This window comes from Tunturibacter gelidoferens, from assembly GCF_040358255.1.
Lineage (GTDB): Bacteria > Acidobacteriota > Terriglobia > Terriglobales > Acidobacteriaceae > Edaphobacter > Edaphobacter gelidiferens.
On record NZ_CP132938.1, the window covers coordinates 3,308,320 to 3,320,894 of the forward strand.

The window sequence follows — 12,575 nt, forward strand, 5'->3', positions numbered from 1 at the left end:
GGCATATAGCCCAAGCCGCTTTTTATGTATCAACGTACCAACCGTTACCGGTGTCCACCACCACCGTGACCGCCTCCGCCACCGTGGAATCCGCCACCACCACCACCGCCATGGAAGCCTCCTCCGCCTCCACCACCGTGGTATCCGCCAACGGAGGCGCCACGATATCCGCCGCCATAGCCGCCACCGTGGTATCCACCGCCGTAGCCGCCACGGTATCCGTAGCCTCCGCGGTATCCAACACCGCCACGATAACCGTAACCGTAACCGCCGCGATATCCGTATCCATAGCCGCCACGATATCCGTAGTAGCCACCCCGATACCACGGACCGGCACCGATGAAGAATCCGCCGCTAAACCACGAGGGGCCATAGTAGCCGTAAGGAGCGCAGGCATAGGGGTAGTAGCCGTAGTATCCGTACGAGCATACCGGCGCGGCATAGCCGTAGCCTCCATATACGGGGCCACCGATGCCGACACCAACTGAGACTTGGGCGTGGGAGTAAGCCGCTGCCGGAACGATCAGAATAGCGAGCAAAGCGAGGTAGCGTAGAAAGCGCATTTCAATCTCCTGAGCGAAGCCCAGTACGCCGTCAGGCGTCAGTGGCCTTGCGGGATCCGGTACTTTGAAGACGGCCCGGCATCCTGATCTATAAGAACGCAAAACTGGAGAAAATGTTGTGTTCAAGCGCAATTTGGTGGCCGGCGTGCAATCAGGGGTGCAAACAGTTGCGGAACCACCACGCACCGTTCTTTTTCAAATCGGCCGAGGTCAACTGGTGGTCCAACACAACTACGCCGTGACCCGATCTATGAAGAATGAGGATCGGTCTTGATGGAATTCTCCCATTTGATAAATAAAAAGAGAGAAAAAGAGAAAACAATTCCCTAGTACAGGGTAATATATTCCCAACTGTGCAAAGGTTTTACTGGAATACTGCAATATCTAGCAGGTTGAACGAATCCATCTGCTTTGGCCCACTGATTGCACTAGCATCAACGTTCGTCCAAGCCTTATTACAAGGACGAGAACTTCCCTAGGGTGAACTATGCGTCGCTTTGCCTATCTTCTGCTTCTGGTGATCTTTGTCAGTGTATCTGCATCATGCGTAAGCGCATCGACCGACTGCGAGCGGTGGTTTGTCGCTTATCGCCACGAACTGGCGCACTCCCGTCAGCTCCAGCGCATCGCTGCTGCAAAGCGTCGCGCCAAGCTGTACGCCCAGGGCAAGATCCAGGTTCAGCCGAAGCCGAAGCTTGTTCCTGCCGTCGCAAGTGGTCCCCGCATGACCCGCCCGCAGACGCTCCACCGCATCAACCTGGCGTGCGGCGTTCTACCCGACGGTGGCGGCGATGAGCCTCTCGTGGCAGAGGAGACACCTGCTCCCTTCCACTCCAAACTCCGTCCCAACGACGGTATAGATCTGCTGCCATCCGGTCTCGGCGAGATGGTTGCCGCCAATGACGTTCCACCTCCTCCTTCCTATGAAGGTGTCTCCCCGGAGACTCCATCGCAAGGCGGCCCACCCGTCTACTTCCCAGGCTTCGGCGGCGGTGGAGTCGGACCCGGCACTCCCGGAAAAGGGGTGACGGTTCCTCCCGGTACCACCGGAACTCCCGGTACACCCGGAACACCAGGAACCCCCGGAACCCCCGGAACACCAGGCACACCCGGGCTGCCTGGAACTCCCGGTACCCCGAGTGCGCCTCCTCCGACGATTCCGGTTGTTCCAGAGCCTTCCAGCTACGTCCTCGTGCTGACCGGAGTAGTCGGCGCAGCCGGTGCGATTCGCCGCAGATTCAAAGCCTAAGATTGTCTCTCAACTGCCTGTGACCTGCTACGGTACCTGAATGGCATTGCCAATCAGCAGGATTACCGGCGCTGGACCAACAGCCCCATCGTCGAGTCGGGCAAGGGTCGTACTGTAAACATGCTCATCGAGAGTGGTCGCCTTGCTGATCGCAACACACGGTGTCTCGCCAGCGATCCCGGAGGAGATAAGATCCTCAGCCAACGCGCGAAATCTGCGGCCCGGCATATAGATCACCAAAGTAGCGTCCTCAGGGAGAGCTCCCGCCCACTTCGGCGTCAACTCCAACTTCTCCGCTGCATGGTGCGCCGTAGCTAGAATCAACTTTGAAGCTGCGCTACGATCCGTCAACGGCGTCTTTAGCCTTGCGGCAGCAGCAAACGCAGTCGTAATGCCGGGGACGATCTCGAACGGAATCTTCGCCCCACGCAGCGCACCAATCTCCTCACCCGCCCGCCCGAAGATCAGCGGATCCCCTGACTTGAGTCGCAGCACGGACCTGCCACTCCGCGCCGCTTCCAGCATAAGAACGTGAATCTCAGCCTGCGTAATACGCGGCTGCCCGCACCGCTTCCCGACCGGTATAACCTCAGCCCGCGCATGAGCCAGGGACAAGATCTCAGCAGAGACTAGATCGTCAGGCAGTATCAGATCTGCGGTTTCAAGCAGCCGAAGGACCCGAAGTGTAAGCAGGTTCGGATCACCGGGTCCTGCACCTGCTAAGTAGACGGTTCCAGGCTGGGCAGCAACATTCACGATTTCTTCTCAGGTAATGGATTCTTCAAAGCATGTTCGCGGGCAATCAAACGAGACGGGCAGGCCTCATAACCGCATACCTCACGCTGCGCGAGTTGGTGAAGCAGCAACTTCCGTTCTTCATTTAGCGGCTCTACCTGTGTCACCTCGCGCCGCAGATTACCGAGGTCGGTAAGCCAGTCGCCAACGTCGAGCGGTAGTTGCGCATTGATCTCTTTGCGCAGCCTCTGGGCCAGCGCGGGACTCGCCCCGGCGGTCGAAATAGCGATTTGCAGATCGCCTCGCCGCACCACAGAAGGAAAATAAAAATCGCAGAACGGTGGATCGTCCACTGCGTTGCAGAGGATGTCGTTCTCGATCGCCTCCTCAAAGACAGCTCTGTTTACCGCAGGATTATCGGTCGCGGCGACCACAAGGAACTGCCCCGATAGGTCGCCTGCAATGTAATCTCGGCGCAGCCATTCGATCTCGCCTGCTGCCGCCATCTCAACGACGCGAGGACGGGCTCCCGGCGCAATCACCGTCACCTTGGCGTGAGCTGCCAGCAGTGAGTCGATCTTGGCTTCAGCAAGATTTCCGGCCCCAACCACGACGCACGGCCGGGCAGCAATCTTCAGAAAGATAGGAAAAAGATCCATGGAACTAGGCTACTCCCCCGGCGCGTGACGGCCCGCACCGACCGGCGGAGCGTCGCGTTCCACTGGATCGACAACCGTACCCGCAAGTTGAGCGCGAAGGCTGTCGTCATCTGTGCGGGCAAAGTAAGCTCGCAGATCTTCTTCCGGCCGACGAGCCTCAAGATATCCGCGTAACAACCGCTCGATAGCGTCCGGAACATCTTCCGCGGCAGCGCGATAGCCTAAGGGTCGAGCGGTCCGGGCAAACTTACCGACCGCTCCACCGACGCAGAAATAGAAGGCATCCACCGATCTCCCGTCTTTCTTGATCTTCTTGCCCTCAAGCCCAATATCAGCAATCCAGTGCTGTCCGCAGCTGTTGGTGCAACCGGTCACGTGGAGCTTGATCTGTTGGTCGAAGCCGGGAAGTCGCTCTTCCATCTCACTGACCAGCCATTGCGAAAAGCCCTTCGTCTCCGCAATCGCCAGCTTGCAAAATTCGGTGCCGGTGCAGGCTATCGCTCCCCGCCAAAAGGCTGAAACATCCACGTGTAGTTCCATCCCATTCAATGCCAGTACCAGAGCCGCCGCTTTCTCGTTCGGCACATTGATGATGAGGATGTTTTGCATGATCGTCGTGCGAAGTTCTCCGCTGCCATACTGATCGGCCAACTCAGCCAGTTGATGAAGTTGCTCACCCGAGATGCGACCACGCAATACACTGGCTCCCACCGACGACAAACCAGCCTGACGCTGTGGCGCGATGCCAATGTGATCGCGATAGACATCATCAGGGATCACATCTTCAGTGACAGGACTAGGATCCAATTTATAACCCAGCTTGGCCTCTAATGCGTCCAGGAAGGACGCCGCAGTCCAGCCATGCCACATAAAAAGATACTTGATGCGAGCTCGAGTGCGGTTTTCACGAAGCTCCTGCTGCTCACGGAAGATCTCAGCCGTAGCATGCACAGCCGCGTAGGCCTGATCTTGCTGGATAAACGCCGGAATACGTACTGCAAGATGCGGCTCTGTCGACAGGCCTCCCCCCACCCGCAACGTGTAGCCAATCTCTTCCTTGCCATTGACAGTACGCTTGATTGCGGTCAGCGCAACGTCATTGATCTCCGGGTACGAGCACCACAGTGGGCAGCCGGTCACAGAGATTTTGAACTTGCGTGGCAGGTTGTAGAAGTCAGGATTCGCCGTGAGCTTGTGCGCAATCTCCACAGCTAGCGGTGAAGCGTCGATAAGCTCGTGTCCATCGATTCCGGCGAGCGGGCAGCCGGTCACGTTGCGAACTACATCACCACACGCACCCTTTGGGCTGAGCCCAACTGCAGTAAGCGCATCAACCACCTCAGGTAATGCCTCAATGGTCAGCCAGTGCAGTTGTATATTTTGCCGCGTCGTAATATCCGCTAGATCTCGTGCGTACTTCTTCGTAAGGTCTGCAATGACACGCAACTGAGCACTGGTCAGAATGCCGTTCGGCAGGCCGATGCGCATCATGAAGTACTCGGTGGCCTTACCCTCGCCGCCGACACCTCCAGTAACTCCCACACCATCACCCTGTGTATAAATCCCCCACCATTTGAAGTAGAGGTTCGCCCACTCCGGAAGCACCGATTCTCTGCCTTCTTTGGCAAACCGGCGAACCTCCTCCCACGCCTCCCACGGATTTTTCTCCAGCTTCAGACGTTCGGACTTTTGTGCTTTGGTCTCTTTGGCGGCGGGTATACCGGCGGTGCTCATGATGAATGTCCTTTGTTGGGGGGCAGAAACAAGAAAGCCCACTGTGTCAGTGGGCGCTGGTGGCTTTGCTAAGAAAAGTGGGGACTTATCAGCTAAGTCCGCCGCTCAGGCAAAGACAACAACGCACGCGGTCGCGACAACATGCCCGACAAGCGACTGATACATGCGGAGTCAAACTCACCATAACTCTAAGGTTAGTTGTCATAGAACCACACGTCAAGCAGGCGACCACATATCAGCCTGCGATCGCTTGGGAGCGCCCCTGCTGCAAATTTCAGCCGGGCTCAGAACCTAGTCTGCTTCCGCGAGTGAAAGCTTGTGCCGGACATCCGAACCACGAATCCAGAAAATTACATCCTCGGCGATGTTGGTGGCGTGGTCTGCTGCGCGCTCCAGGTTACGCGAGATGATGATCGCATTCAAAGCCTGTCCACTGACCACCGGATGCTGTTGCATCACCTCGATCAACTCATTCTGAACGTCGCGGTTCATATCGTCGATCTCATCGTCCATTGCCAGCACAGACTCCGCAAGCCTGGCGTCCGCCTCCAGCAGCGATTGAATCGCCCGGCGGATCATAACTCCAACTTTCTCGCCCATATCGGGGATATCGATCGGCAGGGAGATCTTCGGCGAGTCATGCAGGTACTGGGTACGAGAAGCAATGTTGGTCGCCTGGTCCCCGATTCGTTCCAGGTCGCCGTTGATCTTAATCACTGACAGAATGAAGCGAAGGTCGATCGCCATAGGCTGCTCTTTAGCCAGCAGGTCATACGCCATCTCATCCACGTCACGTTCCGCCGCGTTGATCGCCGCTTCGATCTCCTTCACATGGTCGCAAAGGCTCAGATCTCCGGTCAGATAAGCCTCTAACGACAAGGAGAGAGCCTGCTGCGAGAGCGCCGCCATGGCGAGAAGCTTGTCTTTGAGAGCTACCAATTGCTGTTGAAAATTTATGCGGGGCATCGGGGTCCCTCGATCTAAGGCCGTTCTACTATTGTGACGTAAATAAAGCGAAGAGACCAATGAATATTGCGACTTCCGGTTGCGCGCGTGGTACACAATTCGTGTCACGAGCGGACTACTTGTAAAGCAAGTAGCTTTGGCGATGGCGCTCAAAAGTAGCCAGGTCCGCCGCCCATCCAGCTGCGATCTTACTTGGATCGTCCATGTTCGTCAGCGCCTGCATCGTATCCACGTTCGTCACCAGATACGCAGCCTTTGCCAGCTGAAACTCTGGATAGAGGTGATGCAACGCGCTGATCAGTTCGATTCCCATCTCAGGCGAGTTGAACGCACTTCGGTCGGTTACGGTAAATGCGATCCCAGAGATAGTCTTCCCATGAGATGGATAGTGGTTGGAATCCTCCGCAACCGCAAAGTTAGTCGGCGTGAAACTCACACCTGGAATCTTTCGCGCGGTCAGGTAAGCTGCCAACTCTGGCGCATTGATGTACGGTGCGCCAATATGCTCATACGGTTTGTCCGTTCCGCGACCAACAGAGATGTTGGTCATCTCAGCCAAACCCACGGCGGGATACAGTATAGCCGCCGTCGGACTGCGTAGATTTGGGCTCGGATTTGTCCACTTCAGCCCGGTCTCATCGAAGTACTGTGCCCGAGACCAGTTCTGCATTGGCACAACGATGAGCTGCGCATGAATGGGGAGCAAAATGTTTGGAGAAGTTGGACCCGGGATTCGTCGTTCGCTGTTGAAGTAGAGAGCAAGCTCCCCGAGAGTCATGCCATTACGAACGGGCATCGGCATGTAGTTGTTATAGGACTCCGCCCCCGCATCAGACACCGGTCCCTGTACCGCTATACCGCCGTTTGGATTCGGACGATCGAGCAAAATAATCTCGATATGAGCCTGCGCCGCCGCCTCGAGAAAGTATCCAACCAACGTTTCATAGGTAAAGAACCGAACTCCCACGTCCTGCAGATCAATCACCACAGCATCAAGATCTCTCAGGGACTCGAGGCTCGGGCGGCGTTGTTCAGGCTTCGCGCCATACAGACTTAGTATCGGAAGCCTGGTTGCAGGGTCCACATCATTGGCGATCTTCACAATATCCTTGGTCCCCAGAAGGCCATGCTCAGGAGAGAACAACGTCTTCAGCTCAACCTCCGGCAGACTGTGCTGCAGGATGTCGATTGTCCGTCTGCCTTCGCGGTCGAGTCCGGTCTGGTTCGTCAGCAACCCCAGCCTCAGGTGATCGCCATGACGTTTCGCAGCCTGTGCCAAAACCTCGAAGTGACTGGCCTCAAGCACATCAACTCCGGTCAGCGTCTGGGTGCTTGCAATCGTGGTCGGACTTTCCACGCCAACTCGCAACGCCCGAGCCGCAGCAGAAGCCACTTGTCCCCGCAGCACCGAGATTGGCGGCTCCCCACGCGGATGAATCGCATTCGACAGAATGACGACGAAGCTGTCGCTCTCCGGATCCATCCAAAGAGATGTCCCCGTAAACCCCGTATGCCCGAAGCTCCCAATCGGAAACACCTCGCCCCGCGGCCGCGAAAACGCCGAGTTGATGTCCCAGCCAAATCCCCGCGCCGCTACACCGGTTGTAGTCTTTCCATCTGGCGTAAAGATCGTTGCCCCAGTCACCGCGGTAGACGGCTGCTCCGGCTGCGTCATCAGCTTGAGTGTCGCCTGACTCAAGGGAAAGTTGCTCGCCCTCCCCGCAAGCCGGTCCAACAGAGCCTGCGCAAACAACGAAACATCCGCCGCCGTAGAAAAAACTCCCGCATGCCCCGCAACTCCACCCATCCGCCGAGTCGTCGGATCATGCACAGTCCCGCGCAACATTCTGCCAAAGTCAGGATTCGTAGCCGCCGTACCCTGATCGTCATAAGCCGTAGGTGCTGTCCTTGGAATCTCCACTCCAGCTATCCATGGCGCAGGAGATTGATTGTAGCAGTCTAGAAGGGCGGGTTGAGCCTTCGGCATCAACACCGCAGCTCCAAGTATTTCTCCATGACCACACATCGCAGAGAAGGCATGAAACCGGGTATGAGTCATCCCGAGTGGAGAAAAGATATGCTCCTGCGCATACTCTTCGAGCGGTCGCCCACTGATCCTCTCTACCAGCGCCCCTAAAGTAATGAAGTTAATATCCGAATACTTGAAGTGCGTTCCCGGCACAGTCTCCAGCGCGGCATTCATCGCCCGCCGAATCCCCTCCGCTTTATCCGGAGCAGCCAACCCCCACGCATCCTTCAGCTCGATATCCTCCGGCAAACCCGAGTAGTGCGTCAGCAACTCCCGAATCGTAACCGCCTGCTTCCCATTAACCGCGAACTCCGGTAGATACTTCGCCACCGGATCGTCGAACTGAAGCTTATGCGCCTCATAAAGCTGCATCACCGCCGTCGCCGTAGCCAGACACTTCGTCAGCGAAGCCATATCGAAGACCGTATCTTCCGTCATCGGCTCCACAGCAGGTTCAAGCGCACGATTCCCATAAGCCTTCTCGAACACAGTTCTTCCATCGTGATTGACGAGCACCACTGCACCCGGCAGCTTCTTCGCTGTGATCGCCTCATTCACAAGCGTCGAAACCGCGCTGAACTCGTAGGTTTCGTGCGCAGCAGTCTCCTGAGCGTCATCGGCGGCTGCGCGCGAACAAAATAAAAACGGAATGAAACACGCGAGCACCAAGCCGGCAACCTTCGCGATGCGCGTTCTTCGCCCCTCTGCGGTCCTGCCTCCCTTAAACAAAACGCTGCCAATCGAACCAACCACGAACGTAACGATCGAGCCGATCAGGACATACCAGGTAAACGCGATATGCGGAATCGTGATCGGTCCAACCTTGATCACGCCCGGAGAGAGCCACAGCAAAAGATTCAGCGCGAACCCGCAGATCATTCCTAGAATCGCTCCCGTCTGCGTAGCGTAGCGAGTCAATGTACCCAGCAAGAACACGCCGAGCAAAGCACCATAGGCTACAGAAGCAATCGACAATCCCACCTCCACCACGTGGCCCTTCCCACCAGCGAACACGCTATACATCGCGACTCCAAACAGCACCAACGCCCATACAACAGTGCTGGAGCGCGAGATCATCATCCGTTCGCGGTCATCCGCCGCCGGCCGCCAGTGCATATAGAAATCCACCACCGTCGTCGAGGAGAGTGAGTTCAACGCCGCGCTCAAGTTCGACATCGCAGCCGCAAGAATCGCCGCCACCAGCAGCCCCGCAATCCCAAGCGGCATCTCCCGCACGATGAAAGTAGGGAAGATTCGATCTGCCGAAGCGAACACTGCCGGATGCAGCCCGTAGAAGACATACAACCCCACGCCAATCAGCAGAAAAAGCGTGAACTGCAAAAAGATCACAGCTCCGCTCGCAAGTAGCGCCAGCCGTGACTCGCGCAGGTTCCTCGCCGCCAACATCCGCTGCACCATCAACTGATCGGTGCCATGCGACGCCATCGTCAGAAACGTTCCCCCCAGTACACCGGCCCAAAAGGTATAGCTCTGCGTCAGGTTCAGCGCGAAGTGAAAGAGTCGAAACTTGCCTGCCGCGGCTGCAACTTCGTGGATCTGCGACCATCCCCCCGGTACATGCGTCCCCAGCGTAAAGATCGCAACGATCGTTCCCCCAATGTAGATTGCCATCTGCACCACATCGGTCCAGATCACCGCCGCCATTCCGCCCTCGAACGTATACAGCAGCGTAAGCGCAGAGATAATCCCGATCGACAGCACATCCCGCGTCCCAATCGCGATCCCCACCACGATGCTCACCGCGAACACCCGCACTCCCTCTGCCGCTGCTCGCGTCAATAGAAACAATCCTGCCGTTACCTTGTGCAACGTATGCCCGAAGCGTTGATCGATCAGCTGATATGCGGTTAGCATTCGCCCTTCAAAATACTTCGGCAGAAAGATCAACGCCACCACCACGCGGCCCAGCATATAACCGATAACAATCTGCAGAAATCCGAAGTCCCCTGCAAACGCCACACCCGGGATACTGATGATCGTCAGCGTACTCGTCTCCGCAGAGACGATCGACAGCGCAATCGCCCACCATGGAATCGTCTGGTCAGCCAGAAAATAACTGCGCAGCGATCTCGCATTCGGATCTTTACTACTCCGAAAGCGAAGCCCAAACAGCGTGATACCAATCAGGTAGACGACAATCAGACCGAGGTCGAAGGGATGAAGGCGCGTTGGAAGTGCGGCAGCATGCATTCGTGCAAGTGTATAGCGACGGCGCGCCCGCACGCAGCATGCCTCTTCCATCGGATGCTCCGAACGAAGGTTGCACCCGGAGAGGCGTCGGCGGCCCGGAACCTGACATATCATTTCAGGCTATGGCTCTGTTTCTGGCGATCGATGCAGGCGGTACCAAGACACGATGTCTCCTGGCAGATGAGACGAAGATCCTGGGCCGCGCCGCCACCGGAAGCGTTAAGCTCATGCGCGTCAGCGAAGCCGAAGCCTCTTCTCGACTTCGAGCGATGCTGGCAGAGATCTCTCAGGTAGCCAGCCTAAGCCTGGGCGAAGTCTCGCACACCTGTGTCGGACTCGCTGGTCTATCCATCGACGCCGTTCGCGAGTGGGCCGAACGTGAGATCGGAGCCCTCGTCGGAGGCGACCTGCATCTCGTAGGGGATGAAGAAATCGCCCTCTACGGCGCCTTTCGCGGCGGTCCTGGCATTCTCATCATCGCCGGCACAGGCTCCAACATCATGGGTCGCGCGGCGGACGGAGCCATCTATCAGGCTGGCGGGTGGGGACCGGCCCTTGGCGACGAAGGCTCCGGTTTTTGGATCGGGCAGGAGGCTCTGCGCGCCGGATTTTGGGCCAAGGATCGCGGCATCGCGACCACCCTGCTCGCCGACATCGGTGAATTCTGGGGACTCAAATCTCTCGGCGAAATAGTAGAGATGGCCAATGTCCGCCCCGGTCCAGATCTTCCAGCGCTCGTTCCGGTCATCGTACGATGTGCGGAGGCCGGGGATGAACTCGCCATCGCCATCCTCGAGCGCGCAGGCGTAGAGCTTGCGGAGCAGGTAGCTCTTGTCGCCTTGAAGATGAAGGAGTCCGGTGGCAGACGCAAGATCGAAGCAGCCTACACCGGAAGCATCCTCGAGCACATCGCACTTGTTCGCGCAGCGATGATAGCGGCCCTCAAAACATCCTCGCCCAGTGTCAAAGTCATGGAAGGCGTTGTCGATTCTCTGGAAGGCGCGCTCTGGCGGGCAAGGGAAGCAGGGAAGCTGGTTTCCTAGTGCCTTTTCCCAAGTAGCGACCCGTCTCAGCAACAGCATTAGAGTGCCGTTAGACGAACCTCCTCAGCTCGCAGCGCTAGCCCCCGCGCGACTGACGTAAACTCATTCCCACTTCGCACACGCGATGCACCAAACCGTGATTCGAAGATGCGACGAACCGCAGGCACGAAGCTGGTTCCTCCAGTCAGGAATACTCGGTCTACCTCGAGCGCAGCAATGTTGCTGGTCGCCAGGAGCGTATCGACGCACCGCTCAATCGACTGCAGGTCTTCCGCAATCCAGCCTTCAAATTCCGTGCGCTCTACCGTCGCAACAAGATCCATGCTGCCATCGCGAAAACGAAACTCAGCAGATTCATGATGCGACAGATCAACCTTCAAACGTTGGACAGCCTGATGAAGCTGGTATCCAAGATCCTCTTCGATCAGATTGATGAGCGCTTCGATCTTCTTTGGCTCCTGCGCCCGGGCGCGTGCACTCTTTAGGATCTCCGCCACGTTTCGCGTCTTCAGAAATGAAAGATAATGCCACCGCTCGAGGTTGGCGTAGATCCAGGCCGGCGCCGCCGGAATGATGCTTGCCGGACGGTCCGGAGCCTGCGCGTAGGACCGTTCAAAGCTGTCTGATCCCAACGCTGGAGACACTAGCTTGCGAACAATTCGTGCATCGAAGCTATCGCCCGCGAGTCCCAATCCACTGTTACCCAGAAGATCCTTCGCCGTTCGACCTCGCGCGCGAACGCCTGGCCCAACATGGAGCAACGAGAAATCGCTCGTACCCCCGCCGAAGTCTCCAATCAGAATCAGCTCATCGTGATCTAGCGTGGACTCGTACGCGTAAGCCGCCGCAATCGGCTCCATCTCGAACTCGACCGACTCAAAACCAGCATGAACAAACGCTTTTCTAAGTCGCTGCACGGCAAAATCGTCATCTTCCACACTCTCCGCACCGACGAACCGAACCGGCCGACCCACGGTGGCCTGGCGCACAGGACGCCCGAACTGCCGTTCGGCAGACAATCTAAGATCGGTGAGGATGCGAGCGATCAGGTCTTCAATGGTATAACGCCGTCCAAAAACTTCAGTCGCAGTCAACGTTCGGCTGGTGAGATAGGACTTGAGAGATTGAATCAGCCGGCCCTTATGCTCGGCATGAAGATAGTGCTCGATCGCCTGCGGCCCGGTGAATCCTTTAATCTGCGTGCGACTCGCATGTCTCTGTTGCTCCAAATACAGTACGGAGCGGAATGACTCCGTTGTGGCGGCTCCCGAAGGGAAGGAGACCAGCTCCACCTCGCTACTGTCGCAAGTAAACGCAATGGAGCTGTTCGTAGTGCCGAAATCAATACCGAGTGAGGGGCCGATGGAGTCCGTCGAAAGCATGATC

Annotated in this window: 9 protein-coding genes; 2 read left to right on the forward strand and 7 right to left on the reverse strand. The window is 57.2% G+C overall.

Annotation, left to right across the window (positions count from 1 at the left end; translation table 11 throughout):
- Positions 1-44 precede the first annotated feature (44 nt).
- Positions 45-563, reverse strand: coding sequence for a hypothetical protein (locus tag RBB81_RS14670; RefSeq protein WP_353071158.1), 519 nt, complete (start codon positions 561-563; stop codon positions 45-47).
- Between the two features lie 487 nt (positions 564-1,050).
- Between RBB81_RS14670 and RBB81_RS14675 the strand changes: the two genes are divergently transcribed.
- A complete protein-coding gene (locus RBB81_RS14675) occupies positions 1,051-1,812 on the forward strand; it encodes a PEP-CTERM sorting domain-containing protein (RefSeq protein ID WP_353071159.1) in 762 nt (253 codons plus the stop codon).
- A gap of 27 nt (positions 1,813-1,839) precedes the next feature.
- On the opposite strand, the gene cobA is transcribed toward RBB81_RS14675, so the two are convergent.
- The 5 genes from cobA to RBB81_RS14700 all read right to left on the reverse strand — a co-directional run bounded on the left by cobA (position 1,840) and on the right by RBB81_RS14700 (position 10,146).
- On the reverse strand, positions 1,840-2,568 hold the full coding sequence (cobA, locus tag RBB81_RS14680) for a uroporphyrinogen-III C-methyltransferase (protein WP_353071160.1): 729 nt from the start codon (positions 2,566-2,568) through the stop codon (positions 1,840-1,842).
- On the reverse strand, positions 2,565-3,206 hold the full coding sequence (locus RBB81_RS14685) for a precorrin-2 dehydrogenase/sirohydrochlorin ferrochelatase family protein (RefSeq protein ID WP_353071161.1): 642 nt from the start codon (positions 3,204-3,206) through the stop codon (positions 2,565-2,567). Before RBB81_RS14685 ends, cobA begins: the two co-directional genes overlap by 4 nt.
- 9 nt (positions 3,207-3,215) lie before the next feature.
- Complete coding sequence (locus RBB81_RS14690) at positions 3,216-4,940, reverse strand: nitrite/sulfite reductase (RefSeq protein ID WP_353071162.1); 1,725 nt, start codon at positions 4,938-4,940, stop codon at positions 3,216-3,218.
- 291 nt (positions 4,941-5,231) lie between these two features.
- On the reverse strand, positions 5,232-5,906 hold the full coding sequence (phoU, locus tag RBB81_RS14695; RefSeq protein WP_179582832.1) for a phosphate signaling complex protein PhoU: 675 nt from the start codon (positions 5,904-5,906) through the stop codon (positions 5,232-5,234).
- 115 nt (positions 5,907-6,021) lie between these two features.
- Positions 6,022-10,146: a sodium:solute symporter family transporter gene (locus RBB81_RS14700; protein WP_423248086.1), complete on the reverse strand. Its 4,125-nt coding sequence runs from the start codon at positions 10,144-10,146 to the stop codon at positions 6,022-6,024.
- Between the two features lie 122 nt (positions 10,147-10,268).
- On the opposite strand from RBB81_RS14700, the gene RBB81_RS14705 reads away from it, so the two are divergent.
- Entirely contained in the window at positions 10,269-11,189 is a 921-nt protein-coding gene (locus RBB81_RS14705) for a BadF/BadG/BcrA/BcrD ATPase family protein (RefSeq protein WP_353071164.1), read from the forward strand.
- Between the two features lie 38 nt (positions 11,190-11,227).
- Here the strand turns inward: RBB81_RS14705 and RBB81_RS14710 are convergent, their stop codons facing one another.
- A complete protein-coding gene (locus RBB81_RS14710) occupies positions 11,228-12,571 on the reverse strand; it encodes an Hsp70 family protein (RefSeq protein ID WP_353071165.1) in 1,344 nt (447 codons plus the stop codon).
- Positions 12,572-12,575: the final 4 nt, after the last annotated feature.